The organism is Candidatus Sysuiplasma acidicola, assembly GCA_019721035.1.
GTDB lineage: Archaea > Thermoplasmatota > Thermoplasmata > Sysuiplasmatales > Sysuiplasmataceae > Sysuiplasma > Sysuiplasma acidicola.
This window is the reverse complement of record JAHEAA010000001.1, coordinates 141,685-162,788: the sequence shown is the minus strand read 5'-3', so window position 1 is coordinate 162,788 and position 21,104 is coordinate 141,685. Positions and strand designations below refer to the sequence as shown.

Below are 21,104 nucleotides of genomic sequence, written 5' to 3'. Positions count from 1 at the left end.
CCTCTCTCTTCAAAGGAACTGCATTATCTCTTTTCCATGTCCGTCTGGCTTGACCGTAGGGAATACCTTTGCGATCATCCCCTTCTCGTCTATAATGAATGTACTTCTCTGGATGCCTATGCTCTTCCTGCCATACATGTTCTTCTCCCTGAGAACACCGTACTTCCCGCATATATCCGAGTCCTCGTCTGAAAGCAGCAGGAAGTTGAGACCGTACTTTGACTTGAATTTTCTGTGATCGTCAATACCGTCCCTGCTTACGCCTATTATGACCGCGTTGCGGCCGCTGATATCCGGCAGCGAGTCCCTGAAACTGCAAGCCTCAGTAGTGCAGCCGGGAGTGTCATCCTTTGGATAGAAATAGAGCACGACCTTCTTTCCGCTGAAATCACTCAAACGGTATTGCCTGCCGTCGTCGCCTTTGACACTGAAGTCCGGGGCGCGGACTCCTTCTTCGAGCATAATTGTAGCAAGGACTCCTTCATAATTAACCCTATCTTTTTTGTATCGCCGGCACGACATATTCACTGTTGTCTATGGGGGAACGTGATAGGACCGTGGAATGCTATCGGATTTCTCACCCGCACGGCAGCTTTGATGCAGCATCTTTTTTAGACCCGGAGACCTTCAGACATCAACGGACGTCGGAAAGAGGCCCGTATGCAGCACAATCTAAATCACAGGAGTATGAGGATTTGACGCTTCTGCGGTCGAATGAAATAGAGGAGAACTGGCAGAGCAGAAAGGTGCATCTGGAGGGCAGCATAAAGGGAAAAATCGCCGACAGCATCATTGAACGCACTATGTATGCCACCAATGCTGGAAATTTTGAACTTGCTCCAGTCGCAGTAGTCATACCGGAAAACGAGGAAGACGTTCTTACGACAACTGCATTCTGCAGAACGTACGGCATACCGCTGACTCCTCGCGGCGCGGGGACTAGCGTTACGGATGCTGCGCTCGGAAGCGGCATTGTGCTTGATTTGAGCAGAAACATGAATTCCATTATTTCGCTGGATGTTTCGAATAACGTGGCGGAAGTTCAACCCGGGATAACGATTGAGGTGCTCAATGCAGCGCTTGCGAAGTATGGAAAGATGCTGCCCCTGTATCCTTTCAAGGGACTCACATGCACGGTTGGAGGGTGCGTTGCAGTCAACGCCGGAGGCATCCTTTCCGGAAAATACGGCAGGTCCGGGGATATGGTTCACTCGCTCAGAGCGATTCTGGCGGACGGAACCGTGTACGAATATAATCCGGAAAAAACCGTGTTACCGGGACAGCAGGCGGAAATGCCGGGACAAACTGCCGCTGAGGCGGGTGCCGGAAACATATTCGCGGGCTCGGAAGGAAAACTAGGAACAATTACGGCGGTAAAGATCCGAGTTGCCGACGTGCCGCATCAGACGAAAGCGAAAGTCTACCACTTCAGACATATTGAAGATGCATTGTCGACCGCTTCGGGCAGTTCGTTCGATTTTGCACTGTCATCTGTAATTGCAGATTCACTTCTGTTGAGCGCCATCTCTTACAGGCTCAAAGGATTCTCCTATCCAAGGGATGCTGAAGCCTCTCTGATCGTGACAGCTGCGGGTGATGTGACGTGGCCAGATCTGAACAGCACAAAGGCAGAATCGGTTGATGACGTAAACGCATCGATGCCGGTGCTCTTCTCTGCCATAGTTGACAGCATACACACGCTGTCCAGACCTGTTCCAAACGGCAAATACACGGTATGTGTTGAAGGATTTTGTGTCGGCAGGAACGCATTGCCATCCTTTGCCGTCAGGCTTGATCGGGAAGCGATGGCATCCGGAACAAGATTCATATTGTTTGCCGAGACGCTCGGCGGGACGGTCTATTTTCGCCCGTTCCTGAATATGAGAAGGGATGAGGACAGGGAGAAGCACAGAAGACTGCTGGCGAAGGCTGTGAGGTTTGCCGTGGAGGGCGGAGGCACACTTTCCACCGAAAACGGTTTCGGAATGCAAATTAATTCGCTAATTGACGGTGTTAAAAAAATGAACGATCTGACGCAGACTGATGCCGAGCGGACCATTGAGCGGTGGAGTTTATCCGGCAGCCTCGATTCGGCGCAATCGGAGCTAGAAACGCTGTACAGGATGCACCAGTCTGATTCTCTTTTTATTGAGAAGCCGATGCTCAACTGGAATACACCCGACCTCCTTTCGGTGGCCGGAAGAGGTGCGCTGGAATTTCAGGATGAAATGGAGGCATGCCACGGGTGCGGTGAATGCAGGACGCTTTCGTTCATGGAAACACAGTGTCCTGTGTACAAGGCTATGGGCGGCGAGGTGACATCCCCAAGGGGAAGAAACAACATAGTCAGGCTGATCAGCAAGGTAAGCGAAGTACCGACGGTCACAGTCTATTCAGAGGATTACAGACGAACCATTTACGACTACTGTGTGCAGTGCAAGATGTGTGTGCTGGAATGCCCGAGCAACGTTAACACAGCGAAACTTATGATGGAAGCCAGGGCACAGTATGTGAGAAAAACTGGCGTCAAGGCAATTGGAAGGGCATCCAAATTTTTCTCCGATTATGAGTTTTACACTGTCGTCGCCTCCAGCATTGCGAGTCTCATCAACAGGCTCATCAGGTCCGGGAAGGCCAGATCCGTGCTGGAACATTCATTCGGAGTGGACAGGAGGAGGAGAATACCAGAGTTCGATCTTCAGACGTTCTCAGAGTGGTTTGACAAACACGACTCGATGTCAGGCAGAAAGGGCGATCTGGTGTATTTTTCAGACGTTTACGCGAACTACTTTGATTCGAGAGTGGGCATATCCGCCGTTCTGCTGCTCGAGGAACTCGGTTACGGGGTGCAGTATCCGAAACAGCGGTTTACCGGCCTGCCACTGATATATCTCGGTATGCTGCGTGAGGCGAAGCGTTACATTCTGGACAATGTGAGCTTTCTATACTCTTATACATCAAAGGGGACGAAGGTGGTATGCACTTCGCCGTCTGCCGTAATGGCGCTGAGGCATGATTATCTGAGCGTTGTGGATGATGAAAGATCGAAAGCTCTTTCCAGCTCAGTCGTGGACATAACAGAGCTGCTGTTTGACACGATGAAGAAAGGAGAGCTGAGACTCAAGCTTGAGCCATTTCGTGGAACGATCTATTATTTTCCCTCCTGCCATTCGAGGGCTCTCGGAAATGACGTGAAGATGCTTGAACTTCTGCGGCTCATACCCGAAGCGGAGGTAAAAATACTTGGCGGAGGATGCTGCGGCGCCGGAGGCAGTTACAGTTTTGCCAAGGAGACTTTCGCGATGTCGATGGAAATGGGAGGACACGTATTCGGCGAAGTGCGTTCACTGGACAAGGATAACAGCATTGTAGTCACGGACGGCGAGGAGTGCGCCCTCCAGATTTTGCAGGGAACCGGGGTGGAGGCGGAATTGCCGATTACGTTGCTTTCCAGGCTGGCCGGTTTCAAAATTGTCCGCATAATGAGGAAGAGTAAGTGAGGACATGCAGCATATTGCACCCGACGTCTTGAAGTGGCAAAGAAGCTCTAGTGTTTCACTGTGAGGAGGATGACAAATGGCCAACATTGCAGTATTCATAGACAGAGACGACACGATAATCCAGGACGTTCCCTACTGCAGTTCTCGTGACGATGTCAGGCTCATGAAGGGAGCGGCCGAGGGTATACGGAAACTCAACGATTCAGGGATACGGGTCATTGTCATTACCAATCAGTCCGGAATAGGCAGGGGATACTTCACGGTTGAGCAGATGGAGGAAGTGAACATGGAGATGGAACGTCAGCTTGCAGTGGACGGGGCCCATATCGACGCGCTGTTCTTCTGCCCTCATAAACCTGAAGACGGTTGCGCCTGCCGGAAACCTGCGACGGGACTCATTGACGCTGCAAGGAATAAACTCCATACGGAAAATGAATTTGTAATCGGAGACAGGGATGACATTGACGGTGAGCTTGCCAGACGCGCCGGGTTGAAATACGCACTCGTTGGAGAGAGGACATTGCTTGAAGTTGTGGAAGAGTACCTGAAAGACATGCAGAATGGGAATTACTGAACATCCCATCAGGGGGTGGTGCTGCCAGACTTGCCGCGGTCCTTCCTGAATTGTGACTCCGGAATGCTGATTTCAAAACGTGCGCCGCTTCCAAACTGCCCCTTTTCGGAGATCGTGCACCCGTGAAGGAACAGAATCTGCCTGATCAGGAAGAGTGCATGCAGCTTCCCGCCTTTTGCCGGTGGAGCAAACAGCCTGGGCCTTACCGAAGGGCTAATGCCCGGGCCGTCATCCCTGTATATTACTCTGAGTGTGTCCCCTTCGTGCTCACAATGCACGCTTATTGCCCGTACATGTTTTCCGTGACAGAGCGAGTTATAGGCGAGATTGTAAAAAACCCTGGAGAGCAGAGGAGTATACGGCATTTCAAAATCATTACAGTCGATGCTTACTTTCACACCTTCCATTGCAATATCGGACAGTCCAGAGCGGACAATATCATCGATCCTGCGCCATTCGACTTTCACGCTGCTCGGTGTGGCTGCCCCCATATTTCGGATGTATTTTGTCATGTCCTGTACTATCGCCGATATTCTGGCAAGATACTGATTCCTCACCTCGGTGCTTTCATCCCTGAAGCATAATTCAAGATAGGAAGAAATGGCTGCGATGTGATTCTGAATGTCATGTTTGGTCATATTATAAGAGAGTTCAAAACGTTGCAGCATTGCTGGATAGCTCCTGAGTATTTCCTCATCAATACCCCTCCTGTCTATAACCATGAATGCAATGCTTCCTGCTTTGCGTGAATCCAGACGTTTCAGAACGATTTCGGCCTGATCGTTTTCCTGAAGTCGCAGCTGAACCCTTCCGCGAAATTCGCCTTTTTCAAAAAAAATACTGAGTATATCAGCCGCATTGGACTCGCCAAACAGTTTTGAAGCAAGAATGGTAATGTCTAAGCCTTCACCAATTTTTTCCATACCTTCAAAGAGACTGACGGCAGCCCGGTTCATGTAAGAAAGCGCGGGAGAAGTCATTAGTTCGTTCTTGACAAAGAACATTACCGGAAAATTGTATGAATCGGCTAATATCTTCAGCGTATCAGGCTGAAGTTCAAAGTCATTACCGATGCTATTGAGTTCTCCCGTCGACACCAAACGTCTCAACCTCCACCATTGCCAACACCACCTTAGTCAGAAACCAAGGGGCTAATGTAATTTTTCATCCGGGAATGCCCGTTTCGCCAGAATCATGAAAGCGTTCCTGGCGTTGGAACCACGCGAGCACAGGGCATAAGCCGGGTCCGCCTGTATGCGGGGCCAAAGAAGTTTTAGCAGGACCCTTCATTATGAGCGTGTGGACGAGGAGCGGAAAAGGCTGCGTATGTCGTTCGATGTAGACCCGTCGACATATGACTTGGCGAGGCCGGGTTATCCCGACCAGCTGTATGATGATATCGTGTTCGCGTGCAGCCTTGAGAAACAGTCCAGACTCCTGGAGATAGGATGCGGGACCGGAAAAGCAACGATGGCTTTTGCAAGAAGAGGATATTCCATAGACGCAGTTGAGATTGGAGAACGCATGGCGAAATTCGCAGTGGAAAAGGCGGCAGGCTACGACGTGAATGTCATGAATACATCCTTCGAAGAATGGCAGACGACAGATAACCATTATGATCTTGCCTTTGCCGCCACATCGTTTCACTGGATTGACAGCCGAACATCGCTGGCAAAGGTTAACAGAGCGTTGAAAGAGGGTGGCCACATTGCGGTGTTCTGGCATTCGCATGTCATGACGGAGAGAACAGCGGACGCATTCGACAGACTGCAACGTGCATATGAGGAAGAGGCGCCCGCAATAGCACATGAGACATTTCGCAAACAGGTGGAAAATTCTTCAATGGAATTCCACGACAAACTGCAGAAATCCGGCCTGTTTGGAGAAATACGGCGAAGCAGTTACTACTTTACCGAATCTTACGATGCAAATGCATACGTGAGGCTCCTCTCCACATATTCCGATCACATCATGCTTGACGAAGAGACAAGGAGCAATCTCTTCAGAGAGATAAGAAAACTGATCTGCAAAATGCCCGGCGGAAGCATCACAAAAGAGTATGAAACAGTGCTGTTCACTGCAAGGAAGACAGGAAAGGTGTGAAAGTGCTTTCAGGCAAAGGGGATGAAGTGCGTATCTCGGACGGAGACAGTGCTGCGATCGTCGACTCTACAGGGGCATGGATAAGAAAACTGGTCCTGAATCGTGAAGAAATACTGAAAGAGAGCACGGACGGGAAAGCGACGCATGGAGGAGCCTGCTCCCTGATACCGTTCGCGGGAAGAGTGAGAAACGCAACGTACAGCGTGGACGACGAGCTGTATACGCTTCCACGGAATGACGGCAACAACAGCATACATGGCTTTACCCGAAATGCGCTCTTCAGCTTCGTACCCGGAAACAGTACGGGCGATGCTGCATTTCATGCAATCGCTGCAAACATCGGATATCCGTCCAGTCTTGATGTAACCATAACCATGCACATAGAATCGGCGCGATTTACTGCAGGCTACGCCGTGAAAAATGCCGGTGCAAAGCGCGCACCCCTTGTAATAGGATGCCACCCGTACTTTCTGTGCAAGAGACCTTGGAAGCTTTTTCACGAGGAACACCTGGAAAGACTCGTGATGACAGACACATATTTTCCTGATGGAACAACGAAGACTGCGGATTTCAACACTGTCCAGGACATGGGAAGCACTGCATTTGACGACTGCTTCCGTGGCGGAGGCATGCTCACGATACGTGATGATGAAACAGAGATACGTCTCAAACGCAACAACATGGATTATTTTCTGCTCTACAACGGGAGATACTGCGAAAACGCATCGGTTGCAATTGAGCCCATGACAGGAGCGCCGGACGCCTTCAACAACGGCATCGGACTGCGTATGCTGGATCCGGGAGAGACGTTCGGGTGCTCATTTGAAATCGAATTGAGAAAGAGATGATTTTAAGCGATGCCGCATTCTCCTTTTCCGCTTACTGGGTATTTGTCATGAGTGCCGCGGAATATAGAAGCGTTTTGGACGAAAACGGGAAGCCGTGCATGCTAAGCAGCAGATGCATGGCGTCTGCAGGAGTCCCTGTTGCCTTTGACTGCGACGGTGTCCTGGTTGACACAAGCTGTTCATACGATGTGGCGATAGCGAAGACAGTTGAAACGCTTCTCGGCATGAGATACGGACGACACAAGTCGATCGGCAATGCTGCCGGAAGGATGATATTTCAGCTGAGGAAAACCGGGGCATTCAACAACGACTGGGACAGCACATTTGCAATCATGCTCTTCACCTCGCTCGCACTGCTGGAGGAGGAAAACGGTTCTGCGAAGGAGATGGACATTGCCGGAAGGACGGAAGAGCTTGTCGGCATGTTCACTTCAAAACCAGTGACGGATGCGTGCCGCGATGTAGTCGCATATGTCGGGGAAATTGCCGGTGGACCGATGGCAACGTATGTGACCCAGCTGGTGGAGTGGCTTTCTTATCCAGGCTCACCTCCTGAAAGCCTCCTGGCGACAGTTTTCGATGAACTCTATTACGGGGAGGAGGGGTTTGCGGAATTCTACGGCAGGCCGGCGAGATACCACAGCGGTGAAGGACTTAGCGGGACGGAAAAACTTCTGTTCGACCGTGACCTGATAGAGGACTTGACCAGGCTGTCAGGCAGGAAACCTGCGATTATAACTGGAAGGCCCGCAAAAGGGACGCGGATGACGCTGGGAAAACTGCTCGACTTGTTTGACCTGGACAGTTCGGTGTTCATTGGAGACGGCGACGCAGATCCGAAAAGCAGAAGCTCTGCTGAAGCGAGTGAACTGAGGAAGCCCGGACCCGGCGCACTGCTCAAATGCATGAAGTCGATGCGTTGCAGATCGCTGATATATGTTGGAAACTCGGCGGAAGACCTGCAGATGTCCGTGGCCGCCAGAAAACTGGGATACACTGTGTGGTTTGCCGCCGTCTGCGGACAGGGTCCCGATGCACAGCCGGCGCTGGATTATTTCAGGAGTGAGGGTGCAGACATGATTATGCAGGACATCTCCCAGCTGCCTTACATGCTCAGACGGGCAGACTCACACGGCCGCTGACTTGCGCGTAGCTGCCTTCAGTCCTGCCACAAATGCTGACAGATCGTCCGGATGTTCCCTTCTGCCTATTCTTGCCACAATGGCGCTTCCTACGACCACGCCGTCGGCTCCGGCCGATGTGACTGCACTAACATGTTCTGGCGTAGCGATCCCGAAACCCACCGATATCGGAAGGCTGGAAATTTCCCTGCAGGACGAAATAAGCGATGCAACCCGGGCTGAAAGTTCTTTACTCTCCCCTGTAACGCCATACCTGCTGACCACATACAGAAATCCCCTGGATCGCGAAGCGATATCCCTGGCCCTCGCCGGATGTGTGGCCGGAGAGATTAACAGCACTCCGTCAATACCGGCTGATCTGCATCTCCTGAAGAGTGCGGCACCTTCCTCAAACGGGAGGTCCGGTACAATTACGCCGCTGACGCCCGCCGCAGACAGCTGCGAAACAAACTCCTTCTCACCCATTCTGTGTATGGTGTTGTAATAACACATGATGACTACTGGCAACCGTCCGGATAGCGAAGAGCACGCTTCGATGACTCCCCTGACGCTGGCAGCTCTTTCCAGCGCCCTCACTGAAGCCGCCTGTATAGTTGGTCCATCAGCAATCGGGTCAGAGAAGGGAATGCCCACTTCCAGTATGTCAGAATGCGCCGAAACTGCAGCTGCATACTCCAGAAAGGACTCCGGGTCAGGGTCGGCACCCATCACATAGGATATGAGAGCCGAACGTCCCTCCGAGGATGCTTTTTCAAACGCTTCCGCTATTGCAGTCAGAATTTCAACCCCAGGTATGATGCGGCAGTCTCGACGTCCTTGTCTCCCCTGCCACTCAGATTTGCCACTATCACTGCGTCGTGCGGCATGTGTTTTGCCTCCTCGAATGCCGCATAGACAGCATGAGCAGATTCGAGTGCCGGTATTATTCCCTCGGTGCGGGACAGCAGCCTGAATGCCTCCATCGCCTGTGCGTCCGTGACAGCAACGTACCGTGCACGTCCGATCTGCTGGAGATATGCATGTTCCGGGCCGACGGAAGGGTAATCGAGGCCCGCACTGATGCTCGAAGTCTCCAGTATCTGACCGTCATCATCCTGCAATATTCTGCTCCTGGATCCGTGCAGCACGCCAGCGGTGCCGGCGATGAGCGGTGCGGAGTGCTTTCCCGTCTCTATGCCCTGTCCGCCTGCCTGGGCGCCGAGAAACGCCACGCTCCTGTTCTTCAGAAACGGATGAAATGCGCCTATCGCATTGCTTCCGCCGCCGACGCAGGCGACGATGAGGTCCGGCAGCCTGCCCTCAGCGGCTACTGTCTGTTTCCTTATTTCTTTCCCAATGATGCTCTGAAAGTCTCTGACGATCGACGGATAAGGGTGCGGACCGACGGCGCTTCCGAGCAGGTAGTATGTGTTCTCGGCGTTTGTCACCCAGTCCCTGAGCGCCTCGTTTATCGCATCCTTCAGCGTCCTGGAACCGGAGTCGACCGGATGAACGGTGGCACCGAGCAGTTCCATCCGTATAAGATTGAGACGCTGCCGTTCGGTGTCCTTCCGTCCCATGTATATCTCTGTCTGCAGGCCCAGTGCCGCACCAGCTATGGCAGTGGCAACACCGTGCTGGCCTGCACCTGTTTCGGCAATTATGCGCTGCTTGCCCATCATGGAAGCGAGTAGAGCCTGACCCATGACGTTATTGAATTTGTGAGCGCCGCCATGCACAAGGTCCTCACGCTTCAGATAGATGCGGGCTCCACCAGCCAATTCAGTGAGCCTGCGGGCAAAATACAGTGGGGTTGGTCTGCCGCCGAAGTAACGGTTATAATAATTCAGTTTTGATCTGAATTCGCCGTCCTTTCTCAGTTTCCTGTATGCCGTTTCAAGTTCCTCGAGCACGCCGACCAGCGTTTCGGGCACGTATCTTCCGCCGAACTCACCAAACCATCCTCTGCTCACATTGAACACCTCGCCTTCCTGATGAACGCCTGAACAAGCTCTATGGACTTTAGCCCGTCTGATTCGACGCCGCCGGAAACATCGACAATCGCCGGCTCTACCGTCGTGATTGCCTCTTCCACATTGGCTGGATTCAGACCGCCTGAAAGCATCAGTTTTGCCGGGTATATCGCTTCCCTGAGCACTCTGCTGGCGGACCAGTCATGAACGGCTCCGGTGCCGCCGCTCGTTTCATTGCGAAACGTATCGACCATGAGAATGTCTGCAAGCGATGCGATGTCCCTCGCTGCCTCTGCGAATGAGCGTTCGGGCTTTGCAAGCGCAATGATGCCTGACGACACTGTTTCCGCTGCGTCGGCTATTTCGGCGGCACTCAGCAGGATGTGTAGCTGGATATAATCGGGTTCAAGCTCACTTGAGACCCTTTCGAGGAAACCGGACTCCGCATCCGTCACGACTGCGACCGTTTTTGCGTATTGCGACGCTTCCCTGAACAGCGGAACGGCATCTCTGATTTCCAGAGATCTACGTGAGCGCGGTGTGCAGATGACGAAACCGAGATAATCGGCATCTCTGGCTAGCAGGATGTCCCCGGAGCTCCTGTTGCCGCATATCTTTACTTCCGTCGTTTAAGCACCGCCTCCTTTATACCGTCCAGCAACGCCGTGCTGCCGCCCATGAGCGATGTCCCTACGAGCACCGCGTCCGCACCGGCATCGAGCATTGACATGACCTGAAGCGGGCTCGTGACGCCGCTCATTCCGATGACCGGCCTGTCTTTTGCAGCACCCGCAAGCACCTTCTCCACCCTCCTCTCTTCCAGCGTGAGGTCGGAGAGGTTCCTGTTGTTGATGCCGATTATATCCGCTTCCGTCTCCATGGCGGCTGCAAACTGCTCTGAGGAATTTACTTCAAGAACAGCCTCCATGCCGGCCGTATGAATATCCTCCATCAGTACATCGATATTGAAACGGCTCCGTTCGAATATGTCCATTATAAGCAGGACTGCGTCCGCGCCCAGCCTGTAAGCGGCATCCACCTGATCCGTTGCTATTATGAAGTCCTTCATAATCACAGGAAGACCGAATGCAGATGCAGCTGAAATGTTTGCCAGCGATCCATCAAACCTGTGCGGTTCGGTGAGTATCGAAAAGCCGCATATACCCGCATTGGCAAAAGCAGTGAGTCGTTCGGTAATGTCTGCGTCCGAGGAAATGTCCCTCACCGAAGGCGTTCTCCTCTTGAATTCAGCAATGACGGGTATCCTGTCCGCAGAAGCAATCGATGACGTGAGTGATTTCACAGGCACTGTCCTCTTCTGCCCTGTCGCATAGTATCCGGACATGACAAGAGAAAACGCGTTTTCGATGAAGCTGTCGAGTTCGTCCATTCAGGCACCACCCTTCAAATGTCCTCCACTCATCGATACGAAATCGTCGAGCTTTGACATGGCTTTTCCGCTCTCTATGGCATCAAGCGCTCTGTCCATTCCCTGTTCGATAGTGCCACACTTTCCTGCGATGTAGAGCGCAGCCCCTGCATTCAGCAGGACTATGCTCCTTTCACCCTCTGTCGCGCTGTTTCCGAGTACGCGCAGGGCATACGATGCGCTTTCTCCCGGGCCCGATACCTGCTGTTCCTTCCATTCGCGCGTTCCGTAACCGGCAAAATCCGAACCATCGATCTCATACCGCTCAGTTCCGCCGTTTTTCACCTCTTCGACCAGTGTCCTCCCCGCCGGGGAAATTTCATCCATTCCTGCCGATGCGTGGACGACGATCGCCCTCTCAGTTCCGAGCAGCGTAAGCGCGCTGGCAACGCGTTCAACATACGCTTCGGAGAAGACGCCGATCAGCTGGTGCCTGACGCCGGCGGGATTCGATATCGGGCCAAGCAGGTTGAATATCGTCCTGAAGCCAAGTGCTCTTCTTACGCCGGCCACATGCTTCATAGCCGGGTGGTAGAGTGGCGCAAATAGGAATGTTATGCCCGCACTGTTGAGCATCTCTGAAGCCTGTTCTGGTTCGATAGACAGATTTACGCCCAGATGCTCGAGCAGGTCGGCACTTCCGCTCCTGCTCGTGAACGATCTGTTCCCGTGTTTGGCAACGGGAACACCGGCTGCAGCAACAACAATAGAACTGACTGTGGACACATTGAATGTCTTGACGCTTGCGCCGCCTGTTCCGCACACGTCCATTGTGCCAGGCGGGGAAGCGACGGCTCTGCACTTCTCCCTCATCACGGATGCCATGGATGCTATCTCCTCGGCTGTTTCGCCCTTCATCCTGAGGGCAGTGAGGAAGGAGGCGGTTTCTGCTTCGCTGCACTTGCCGTCCATCAGCTCGTACGCGGCTTCCGATGCTTCCCGGCTCGAAAGATTTGTGCCCGATGCGAGCTTTTTCAGTATCTCCTTCATAATTCACCCCTCACGATCCTCTTGAAGTTGAGTAGCATCTGCATGCCCGACGGCGTTAGTATGGATTCTGGATGGAACTGTATCCCGTGTATCTGATGCTTCGTGTGCCTGAGCGCCATTATTTCACCGTATTCGCTCATCGCGGTGATTCTCAGTGAGGAGGGGAGCGATTCGTGCTCAACGACAAGCGAGTGGTAACGTCCGCCAATCGTTGGTGAATCTATACCCTCAAACAGCCCTTCGCAGTCGTGCGATACGAGCGATGTTTTTCCATGCATAACCCTCTCCGCATGGACAATATTACCGCCAAACGCATGGGCAATCCCCTGGTGGCCAAGACATACGCCGAGGAGAGGAATGTGTGCGCCCATCACGCGAATGACTTCCAGCCCTACGCCGAAATACTTTGTACTCTCCGGTGTCCCGGGACCCGGAGAAATGACTATGCCGTCCGGATCCAGCTTCTTCATCTCACGGATCGTCAGCGTGTCGTTCCTCGCGACAACGGTCTTCATGCCAAGTTCACCAAGCCGCTGATAGAGGTTGTACGAGAAAGAGTCGTAGTTGTCTATGAGCAGTATCATGTTCGATCCCTTCCGTACACAGACAGCAGTGCACCCATCTTGTTCTCCGTTTCAGTAAATTCCTTCTCCGGGTCGGAGTCATAGACAATACCGCCCCCTGCCTGCAGGAATGCCCTGTCACGCTCGCAGAAGAGCGTTCGGATGGAGATGGCGCTGTCGAGATATCCGTTGAACGAGTAATAGCCGACTGCGCCGGCGTACGGGCCCCGCCTGAACGGCTCGAGTTCCTCTATTATCTCCATGGCCCTGATTTTAGGAGCGCCGCTGACGGTACCGGCAGGGAATATAGAGAAGAGCGCGTCGACGGGCGTCTTTGAGCTGCTTAATCTGCCTTCAACACGGGAAACAATGTGCTGGACGTGACTGTAGCGTTCGACATTCATATATTCTGGAACGCGCACGGTGCCGAAATCGCTGACCCTTCCCACATCGTTTCTGGCAAGATCCACGAGCATGTTGTGCTCCGCTTTTTCCTTTTCGTCGTTCAGCAGTTCGGTGCGCAGCCTGTCATTCTCCTTTTTGTCCTTCGACGCCGGGCGCGTTCCAGCGATGGGGTAAGTGACAATCTTCCTGCCTTCAACCCTCACAAGCGTTTCAGGGCTGGAACCTATGACTGTTCTGTCGCCGAATTTAACGAAATACATGTAAGGGGAAGGATTGACAGCCTTGAGCCGTCTGTAAAAGCTTATCATGCCCTTCATACCGTCAACCACGCGTCTCCTGGACAGAACGACCTGGAAAATGTCTCCGTCGACGATGTACTCCTTCGCCCTGTCTACAGCATCGAGGTAACGGCTCTTCTGCGGATGCGAGCTCATACTGCCGTACGAGACATCTTCGTGCACAGCATCGTTGCCAATCAGTTCCCTCTCCCGGTCGTCGCCCGTTGAAAAGTAGAACAGTTTCTCCTCAAGATTGTCGTAAATGAAGCCGTCCTCGAACAGGCCGAGTTCCGCATCAGGGAAGGAGGAGGGGCTGTGTTTATCGGGAAGTTTTTCAAAAGAACGTATGACATCATAGGAGAAGTAACCGACAAAGCCTCCTGTATAGGGGAACGGTATGCGCCTCCGCATTTTGCGCTGCGCCATCTCCTCTTCGAGAAATCTGTCTATCCTTTGTTTCCTCTTCCTGCCGTCAAAAGAGACGGTGTCGCCGTTGCACACCGCCTTGACCGACGGCGAAGCGCCGAGAAAACTGTAGCGCGCCGAATGAGCCGGGCCCGTCGCGCTCTCAAGCAGGAAGCAGTCCTCTGAAGCAGACATGATCCTCGGAAGAAGTTCTAGCGGTTTCAGTCTTGATAAGCTCTGCCTGAACAGCAATAGCATCAGCCTCCGAAAAAGACGTTGTGAACGGAGCGGGCGGCAACCTGCAGATCCTTCATCGACACAGTGAAGTGATAGGCGACGGTAGAAGCGCCGGCTGACATCATGCCTATGTTGACGCCGACTTCGGAAACGGCGCCGAAAACTTTTGCTGCTATTCCGCGTGTCCTGCCCAGCCCTTCGCCAACGGCACAGAGCAGTGCAACATTCCTCTCCTTCTCAAGCTTGTCCAGTCCGCTGGACATCAACCTGGACAGCGCTTCCGAGGATCTGTCAAGATCCTCGATGCCTATGAGGAAGGAGATACACGTCTGTGATGTCGTCGCTGAAATTATGTTGACGCCCTCTCTTCCGAGATGACCCGAGATGACGGATATCGTTCCAGACGTGTAGCCTCCTCCGGTCACATAGACGCGCAGTATGCCCAGATCCTTGAGACAGGAGACGCTCTTTACAACGCCTGTCGTCTCTCTCTTGCTCGAAGTTATGAGTGTGCCCCTTGATGACGGATTGGCTATATTCCTGATTCTCAACTCGATGTTTCCGAGCCTGGCAGGGTCTACGGCCTTGGGGTGAAGCACCTCAGCGCCGAAATATGACAGTTCTGCCGCCTCGTCGTACGATATCTCATCAATCAGTTTAGCCTGCGGAACAAGGGACGGATCGGCTGTCAGGAAACCGTCCACGTCCTTCCATATGATCAGTTTACGCGCGCCGATGGCGTAAGCGACCACGGACGCGCTGTAATCGGTGCCGTTTCTGCCAAGAAGAGTGACGTGTTTCCTTGCATCCCTGCCGAAAAAGCCAGTCACCACAGGAACCTTGCCGGATCTCAGTGCGGAAAGGAGTTTCTTTCCGGCAATCTTCTTTGTGAGTGAAAGGTCGGCAGTGGCGCTCTCGTAATTGCTGTCTGTGACTATTCCGAGCGAGTCTGCCTCGAAAAACTTTGACCGTATGCCCGAACTCTCGAGGACGTGGGACACCACGCGGGCCGACAGACGTTCGCCTATGCTAAGAATAAGAGCCCTCATGCGCGGTGTGAGCTCTCCTGTGTAGTAGATACCATAGAGCAGCCTTTCCAGATTCTTTAGCAGCTCGTCCATGTCCTTCAGACTGCCGTCAAACTGCGTGCCGGGCGAGACTTCCGAGAGTATGGACACATGCCTCTCCCTGAGTGCGGAAATGAGAGCGGCTATTTTCTTCTCGCTGAGCCTGCCGGTAATCGTCTGCAGTATTGTGTCTGTCACACCGGAGATCGCGCTGACAACGACTGCACAGTTTTTTTCTGCAGACGTGTGTTCAATCAGCTGCCTCAGGCCGTCGGCATTTTTCAGGCATGAGCCTCCGAATTTCATCACGACCGGTTTCAATCAGACACCACCCAGTTTGTGCACAATTTCAGCATTCAGAACCGAGCCGCCCGCTGCCCCGCGTATCGTGTTGTGCGTCAGTATGACAAATCTTACGGCATTGCCTTTCACGCGAAGACGACCGACCGTGGCTGCCATGCCTCTCGCCCTCGAAGGCTCGCCTGCATTGACGTCCAGCAACGGCTGAGGTCTGTTATTCTCCCGTCTTAATATCACAGGCACTGCAGGAGCGGTCGGAAGCGAGAACTCCTGAGGCAGAGATCTGAAATTTGTGAATGCGGCAGCCACAGCATCTTCGTCGACACTGTTTTCCAAAATGACGGTGACGGATTCAGTGTGCCCATCCCTGACGGCAACCCTAGTGCACGTTGCGTTGACATCCATTGATGCATTCCGTATTGTTCTGCCGTCAATACTGCCGAACATCTTAGGTATCTCTTCAGTAAGTTTTTCCTCTTCCGCGTCTATGTACGGAATGACGTTTGAGAGAGCATCGAGTGAAGGAACGCCCGGATAGCCGGCCCCGCTCAGTGCCTGCAGCGTTGTCACCTCCACGCTCCGTATGCCGAACGGCTGCAGCGGTTTCAAACCCATCGCAAGGCCTATCGCGCTGCAGTTTCCGTTCGCCACAATGAAGCCGCCGCCTCCGATGACCATGGAGAGATGCTCATGATTCACCTCGGGCACCACGAGCGGAACATCGCTGCGCATGCGGTTCGGAGAGGCGTTGGTGAATACCCTGCCTCCAGCCTCGGCGAGCTCCAGCTCCAGGTCGCCTGCAACCTTTGTCGGCAGCGCACTGAAGATTATATCATACTTCTCCCTCTTTATTGAAGGCAGATCAATAGCCTCAATCCTGCACTCAAGAAGCTCGTCGGATATCCTCGGCTCTGGAATGGTGAGTACATCACGCAGCTTCCTGCCTCCGCTCTTTTCTGAACTGTACAGATCGGGAGGAGAAAAGAAAGGATGCCCGGACAGCAGTTCGCAGAAGCGCTGTCCAACGACGCCGCTTGCACCAAGCACTGCGGAACGTATGCTGCTACTCACGGCGTGCATCCCCCATGTACTCCCTGCCTTTCTTCATGAGAGAAGTAAATGCATCTGGCCTGCCGCTGAAAGCGCAGTCCCTGACCTCTTCCATCGACTTTATGAGAGTTGAAAAGACGGTGCTCCTGTAAATATTCATATTCTGTATCTCATAATACAGCATCGGATTTTCGTTTGCCACGTCTGATGCAGTCGAAAGCTGGTGCGTGAACGTCGTGCTCGCGAACCTGCTCAGCTCCGCCTTTGAAAAGGCGCTTCCGGCAAGCATGTTGAAAAATGCTATGTTCAGAGCGTGCGTAGCGCCAAGCACATATGCCATCAGTTCATCATGTCGTTCAAGTTCCAGCACGGTTATGTTGAGGCTGGTGTCCCTGAAGAGCGATGATGCATCCTCGACCGCATCCCTGCTGCCGCAGTCGCATATGACGAGATTCTGATCTGCCAGCATTCTTGTCCCGGGGCCGAACATGGGATGAATGCTCGCAATCTTTGTGCCCTTCAGAATGCCCCGCCTTATCTCGGACATGAGGGGTGATTTCAGGCTGCATCCGTCCATTATGGTAGCGTCGCATCCAGCATCTATCAGCGTCGACAGAAGCCCTGCAGTTGCTGAAATAGGGGTGGACAGAAGTATGATGTCGGCCGATTTGGCAGCATGGAGGAGATCTCCGTCGAATCTGTATCCTGAAGAAGGTACTATATCATTTACTATCACTTCATGCCCCTGAACATTGAAGAAGTTCGCATACCATCTGCCCATCTTGCCGCTTCCGCCGACGATGAGTATCTTCCTGGACTTTCCCTCATAGACTGGCGTACTGCTGGACGTCTGTGCGGAGACGGATGCCAGTATGAGGGATTTGGCAATATCTCTGCCGATCTGCCTGTCGATGCCGCTGCTTTCGCAAACCGATTCAGCGCGTTCTATAACCTGCGCTTCGACCGTGAAATCTCTCACCGGTACTCTCCTGTCCCTCTTGATCTTCCCTATTTTCTCAGCCTCCTTTATCCTGCTGCATACCAGCCGCATTATTTCCTCATCGATTTCGCCAATCCTCCGTCTAACGGAGGTGAGTGTTTCTTCCGTCATTTCAATCCGCTCCTGAGATACAGATCCGCAAGAACAATGCAGAGCGCGGCTTCCACGACAATGACTGCGCGTGGAACGATGCAGGGATCGTGCCTGCCCTTGACGACAAGATCCGTCTCCCGCATCGTCCTGAGGTCCACGCTGCGCTGTTTTGCTGATATAGAGGAAGTGGGTTTCACCGCGACCCTGAACACAACTGGCATTCCGTTTGTTATGCCTCCGTTGATGCCGCCGGCATTGTTAGTTGCCGTGACCACTCCTTTTCCGTCTGGTGCAACAATGAAAGAATCGTTGTTCTGGCTGCCCCTCGTTGCCGAACCACGGAAACCGGTGCCGAACTCTATGCCCTTGACTGCAGGTATGGCAAACATGAATCTCGATATCTCTCCCTCCACTGTGTCGAAGAAAGGCTCTCCCAGCCCCGCCGGTACGCCGGAAGCGATGCATCTTATTGTTCCTCCCAGGCTGTCTCCATCGCTTCTTGCAGCCAGAATAGCGTCCCTCATCCTGGCGGCTGCTTCCGCATCGATGCAGCGCACTTCATTGCCGAAGCGGTTACTCTCAACGGTTTCGAACCCATATTCGGTGCCGTCTGCAACTGTTCCTATGGATACCACGTGCGCCGCAACGCGAATGCCCCTGGACGCGAGATATTGTCTTGCGACGGCTCCGGCCGCAACTATCGGAGCTGTCAGTCTGCCGGAGAACTGACCTCCGCCTCTGAAGTCGGATCGTCCGCCGTACTTCACAAACGCAGTGTAATCCGCATGACCTGGCCTCGGAATGAACTGCAGGTCGGTGTAGGAAGCACTTCTGACATCTCTGTTGGCCATCGTGAACAGTATCGGCGTTCCGGTGAGAACGCCGTCCCTGACGCCTGATGCCACACTCACTTCATCAGCCTCATGCCTGGCGGTGCCAATCAGCTGGGCTGGCTTGCGCATTTCAATCTCCCTGTTCAGTGCATTCATGTCGACCGTCATGCCCGCGGGCAGACCGTCGAGCACCGCGCCTACAAGTTCGCCGTGACTCTCTCCGAATACAGTCAGTCTGAGTGCTGTTCCAATGCTATTCATTTCAATGTCACCATCCCGCCCGCTGCCCTTATGTCCTCGACGAAGCCGGGGTATGAAACGGAGAAACATTCTGCGCCGTTAACCCTCACTCCTTTTTCTGAAGAGAGGCCTGCCACACACGCCGCCATCGCGATCCTGTGATCTCCATGCGATTCAACGACGCCTCCTCTTACAGGGCCCCCCCGTATACGAAGCGTCTCGCCTTCGCCACTGAATCGGACGCCCATGCTTTTGAGCATCATTGATGTAGTTTCAATCCTGTCCGTCTCCTTGAGCCTGAGATTCATGGAACCGCGCACAGTGCTTTCCCCGCCGGCAAAGGATGCAACCACACAGAGCACCGGAAAGAGATCAGGACACTGGGAACAGTCGATATCGGCGGAAGTGAGCCGGCCGCTTTCAACGGTCAATGAGCCGGACCGCTCAGTCACTTTGCAACCGAAGAGACGAAGCGTGCCGGCAATGCTTGCATCTGCCTGAGTGAATGTGTCTGAAAGGTTACTCACGCTCAATGTGCCGCCGGTTACAGCCGCGGCAGCCAGCATAAATGCAGCAGAGGAATAATCGCCAGGAATCGATATATTGCGTGGCCTGTATGCGCCGTCGCCTTTGAAGAAGAGACTGTTGCTTTCGAGTCTTGCCTCCCCGCCGAAATATTTGACCATTTCCAGCGTGAGAGCGAGATAGCGTTCCGATTGTATGCCGCCCTCAATCTCGATCTCAGTGCTCCCGCTCTTCAAAGGACAAGACATTGCAAGGGAGGACGCAAACTGTGAGCTGATGTCTCCGCGAATTGTTGCATATTCGCGCTTCAGTTTTCCGCCAAAGACTGCAGGCAGCCTGTCGTTGCCGAGCGTGGAAAAAGCGGTTCCGCCGAGCTGCCTCACGGCGTCCATAATCGGCCCCATGGGTCTACGGCGGAGTGAATCGTCCCCCGTGATCACCGCGTAACCGTCCGTGAGCGCGCAGATGGAACTTGTCAGTCGTGCAGTAGTGCCGGAATTGCGCGCGTTTATGACATCGGATGCCTGATGCATGTCAGACTCAATTGAAAGGGTCTTCCCCCTCTTCACTTCGGCGCCCATCAGCACTGTCGCTGCCAGCGTGCTCTCCGTATCGTCACTCAGGAGAGGATGATCTATCTCCATCCTTCCGCCGGACATCAGTCCAAAGAGCAGAGCGCGATGTGTTATACTCTTGGAAGGCGGAGCCGCCAGAGACCCGGAGAGGGCGGCGGATTTCTCAGAAAATAATTCCATGTTCGGAAACACCCCTCAATCCGCATACAACAGTCCTCCCGTACCCCTTCAGTGCGCGGGCCACACTCCCCGCTCTCCCCTTCTCCACTATTGCAAAAAAGGCAGGTCCGGTCCCTGAAAGTCCGGACACACTTGCACCCGCAAGCATTGAAATGAACAGAGGAGCGGGATTTATTCCCAGCAGATTACAGAGCAGCAGCGTGTTTGACATGGTCGCCTCCCTGTACATGGAGCGGAGTGCAAGCCCGTAGAGCGCTATCATGTCAGTCCTCCTTCTCCTCAGACCGTGGAGCGGCAGGCTGTTCTTGCGTATCTTCCTTTCAGGAATGACGAAGACAGCGGAATACCTGCTGTTCACGAGTTTCCTCCTCACAATCGTCATCCGCCTGTTGTCTGCAAATATGAGACCGCCGAGATGGCAGGCAGCAGCATCATCGAATGCTCCGGTGACAGAAACGCCAGCACGCATAGAGGCGATCGCTGAATAACGGAGCAGCTGCTGTGTCGTCACGTGTGAACCGAACGCGTCAAGCAGAGCACCGATGACGGCGAGGGAGACGCTGCTGCTGCTCTTCATACCCCTGGAAGGCGGTATCTCCGATTCCACCTCAACATACAGGCCTTTCATTCCTGTCCTGTTGTGATGCCGCACCGTGGCAATGCATTGTTTCACAAGAGATGTGTCCTTCTCATCCCCTTTGAGCACGACGGACGTTCCGCCGCCCCTGCTGATCTGCACTCTGGCAATGCTCTTCATGTCCGTTCCGAATGTGACCCCGCGGAAGGAGCCTATGCCGCTGACTATTGTGCCTGCG

20 protein-coding genes are annotated in these 21,104 nt (G+C 53.4%); 5 read left to right on the top strand and 15 right to left on the bottom strand.

What is annotated here, in order from left to right; genetic code table 11:
* Positions 1 to 9 precede the first annotated feature (9 nt).
* Positions 10 to 462 (bottom strand): thioredoxin-dependent thiol peroxidase, encoded by a 453-nt coding sequence (gene bcp / locus KIS30_00750; protein MBX8645278.1) that lies wholly within the window; start codon positions 460 to 462, stop codon positions 10 to 12.
* 233 nt (positions 463 to 695) lie between these two features.
* Here bcp and KIS30_00745 point away from each other — a divergent pair, with 233 nt between their 5' ends.
* Together KIS30_00745 and KIS30_00740 are read left to right on the top strand one after the other, a co-directional pair.
* A complete protein-coding gene (locus tag KIS30_00745) occupies positions 696 to 3,500 on the top strand; it encodes an FAD-binding protein (GenBank protein ID MBX8645277.1) in 2,805 nt (934 codons plus the stop codon).
* Positions 3,501 to 3,576: 76 nt separating this feature from the next.
* Positions 3,577 to 4,074, top strand: a complete 498-nt coding sequence (locus tag KIS30_00740) for an HAD family hydrolase (protein ID MBX8645276.1) — start codon at positions 3,577 to 3,579, stop codon at positions 4,072 to 4,074.
* A gap of 8 nt (positions 4,075 to 4,082) precedes the next feature.
* On the opposite strand, the gene KIS30_00735 is transcribed toward KIS30_00740, so the two are convergent.
* Positions 4,083 to 5,183, bottom strand: coding sequence for a HAMP domain-containing histidine kinase (locus tag KIS30_00735; protein ID MBX8645275.1), 1,101 nt, complete (start codon positions 5,181 to 5,183; stop codon positions 4,083 to 4,085).
* Positions 5,184 to 5,373: 190 nt separating this feature from the next.
* Between KIS30_00735 and KIS30_00730 the strand changes: the two genes are divergently transcribed.
* From KIS30_00730 to KIS30_00720, 3 genes are read left to right on the top strand one after another with little or no spacing between them, the layout of a single operon-like run.
* Positions 5,374 to 6,177, top strand: a complete 804-nt coding sequence (locus KIS30_00730; protein ID MBX8645274.1) for a class I SAM-dependent methyltransferase — start codon at positions 5,374 to 5,376, stop codon at positions 6,175 to 6,177.
* Between the two features lie 2 nt (positions 6,178 to 6,179).
* Positions 6,180 to 7,025 carry an aldose 1-epimerase gene (locus KIS30_00725; protein ID MBX8645273.1) on the top strand — a complete coding sequence of 282 codons (846 nt, stop codon included), beginning with the start codon at positions 6,180 to 6,182 and terminating at the stop codon, positions 7,023 to 7,025.
* Positions 7,022 to 8,167 carry a hypothetical protein gene (locus tag KIS30_00720; protein ID MBX8645272.1) on the top strand — a complete coding sequence of 382 codons (1,146 nt, stop codon included), beginning with the start codon at positions 7,022 to 7,024 and terminating at the stop codon, positions 8,165 to 8,167. The genes KIS30_00725 and KIS30_00720 overlap by 4 nt, the downstream gene beginning before the upstream one ends.
* Here the strand turns inward: KIS30_00720 and trpA are convergent.
* From trpA to KIS30_00655, 13 genes are all read right to left on the bottom strand, one after another.
* A complete protein-coding gene (gene trpA / locus KIS30_00715; protein MBX8645271.1) occupies positions 8,153 to 9,052 on the bottom strand; it encodes a tryptophan synthase subunit alpha in 900 nt (299 codons plus the stop codon). The two genes, KIS30_00720 and trpA, sit on opposite strands and share 15 nt — an antisense overlap.
* Positions 8,941 to 10,119, bottom strand: coding sequence for a tryptophan synthase subunit beta (gene trpB, locus KIS30_00710; protein ID MBX8645270.1), 1,179 nt, complete (start codon positions 10,117 to 10,119; stop codon positions 8,941 to 8,943). Before trpB ends, trpA begins: the two co-directional genes overlap by 112 nt.
* Positions 10,116 to 10,733 carry a phosphoribosylanthranilate isomerase gene (locus KIS30_00705; protein MBX8645269.1) on the bottom strand — a complete coding sequence of 206 codons (618 nt, stop codon included), beginning with the start codon at positions 10,731 to 10,733 and terminating at the stop codon, positions 10,116 to 10,118. The genes trpB and KIS30_00705 overlap by 4 nt, the downstream gene beginning before the upstream one ends.
* A gap of 2 nt (positions 10,734 to 10,735) precedes the next feature.
* On the bottom strand, positions 10,736 to 11,509 hold the full coding sequence (locus tag KIS30_00700; GenBank protein ID MBX8645268.1) for an indole-3-glycerol-phosphate synthase: 774 nt from the start codon (positions 11,507 to 11,509) through the stop codon (positions 10,736 to 10,738).
* Complete coding sequence (trpD, locus tag KIS30_00695) at positions 11,510 to 12,538, bottom strand: anthranilate phosphoribosyltransferase (GenBank protein ID MBX8645267.1); 1,029 nt, start codon at positions 12,536 to 12,538, stop codon at positions 11,510 to 11,512.
* Positions 12,535 to 13,122, bottom strand: a complete 588-nt coding sequence (locus KIS30_00690; protein ID MBX8645266.1) for an aminodeoxychorismate/anthranilate synthase component II — start codon at positions 13,120 to 13,122, stop codon at positions 12,535 to 12,537. Before KIS30_00690 ends, trpD begins: the two co-directional genes overlap by 4 nt.
* Positions 13,119 to 14,384 carry an anthranilate synthase component I family protein gene (locus KIS30_00685; protein MBX8645265.1) on the bottom strand — a complete coding sequence of 422 codons (1,266 nt, stop codon included), beginning with the start codon at positions 14,382 to 14,384 and terminating at the stop codon, positions 13,119 to 13,121. Before KIS30_00685 ends, KIS30_00690 begins: the two co-directional genes overlap by 4 nt.
* Before the next feature lie 62 nt (positions 14,385 to 14,446).
* The gene (locus KIS30_00680; GenBank protein MBX8645264.1) at positions 14,447 to 15,814 is read right to left on the bottom strand and encodes an aspartate kinase; all 1,368 of its coding nucleotides are present in this window, start codon (positions 15,812 to 15,814) and stop codon (positions 14,447 to 14,449) included.
* Positions 15,815 to 16,873 carry an aspartate-semialdehyde dehydrogenase gene (asd, locus tag KIS30_00675; protein MBX8645263.1) on the bottom strand — a complete coding sequence of 353 codons (1,059 nt, stop codon included), beginning with the start codon at positions 16,871 to 16,873 and terminating at the stop codon, positions 15,815 to 15,817.
* Positions 16,857 to 17,954, bottom strand: coding sequence for a prephenate dehydrogenase/arogenate dehydrogenase family protein (locus KIS30_00670; protein MBX8645262.1), 1,098 nt, complete (start codon positions 17,952 to 17,954; stop codon positions 16,857 to 16,859). The genes asd and KIS30_00670 overlap by 17 nt, the downstream gene beginning before the upstream one ends.
* Positions 17,951 to 19,030 (bottom strand): chorismate synthase, encoded by a 1,080-nt coding sequence (aroC, locus tag KIS30_00665; GenBank protein ID MBX8645261.1) that lies wholly within the window; start codon positions 19,028 to 19,030, stop codon positions 17,951 to 17,953. The genes KIS30_00670 and aroC overlap by 4 nt, the downstream gene beginning before the upstream one ends.
* Complete coding sequence (gene aroA / locus KIS30_00660; protein ID MBX8645260.1) at positions 19,027 to 20,289, bottom strand: 3-phosphoshikimate 1-carboxyvinyltransferase; 1,263 nt, start codon at positions 20,287 to 20,289, stop codon at positions 19,027 to 19,029. Before aroA ends, aroC begins: the two co-directional genes overlap by 4 nt.
* On the bottom strand, positions 20,273 to 21,046 hold the full coding sequence (locus tag KIS30_00655) for a shikimate kinase (protein MBX8645259.1): 774 nt from the start codon (positions 21,044 to 21,046) through the stop codon (positions 20,273 to 20,275). Before KIS30_00655 ends, aroA begins: the two co-directional genes overlap by 17 nt.
* Between the last annotated feature and the right edge of the window lie 58 nt (positions 21,047 to 21,104).

Coding starts and splice junctions, on each gene's coding strand:
- bcp (MBX8645278.1), bottom strand. CDS start 462: ATGCTCGAAGAAGGAGTCCGCGCCCCGGACTTCAGTGTCAAAGGCGAC.
- KIS30_00720 (MBX8645272.1), top strand. CDS start 7,022: ATGATTTTAAGCGATGCCGCATTCTCCTTTTCCGCTTACTGGGTATTT.
- KIS30_00685 (MBX8645265.1), bottom strand. CDS start 14,384: ATGTCTGCTTCAGAGGACTGCTTCCTGCTTGAGAGCGCGACGGGCCCG.
- KIS30_00690 (MBX8645266.1), bottom strand. CDS start 13,122: ATGATACTGCTCATAGACAACTACGACTCTTTCTCGTACAACCTCTAT.
- KIS30_00670 (MBX8645262.1), bottom strand. CDS start 17,954: ATGACGGAAGAAACACTCACCTCCGTTAGACGGAGGATTGGCGAAATC.
- KIS30_00655 (MBX8645259.1), bottom strand. CDS start 21,046: ATGAAGAGCATTGCCAGAGTGCAGATCAGCAGGGGCGGCGGAACGTCC.
- KIS30_00740 (MBX8645276.1), top strand. CDS start 3,577: ATGGCCAACATTGCAGTATTCATAGACAGAGACGACACGATAATCCAG.
- aroA (MBX8645260.1), bottom strand. CDS start 20,289: ATGGAATTATTTTCTGAGAAATCCGCCGCCCTCTCCGGGTCTCTGGCG.
- trpD (MBX8645267.1), bottom strand. CDS start 12,538: ATGAAGGAGATACTGAAAAAGCTCGCATCGGGCACAAATCTTTCGAGC.
- KIS30_00700 (MBX8645268.1), bottom strand. CDS start 11,509: ATGGACGAACTCGACAGCTTCATCGAAAACGCGTTTTCTCTTGTCATG.
- asd (MBX8645263.1), bottom strand. CDS start 16,873: ATGCACGCCGTGAGTAGCAGCATACGTTCCGCAGTGCTTGGTGCAAGC.
- aroC (MBX8645261.1), bottom strand. CDS start 19,030: ATGAATAGCATTGGAACAGCACTCAGACTGACTGTATTCGGAGAGAGT.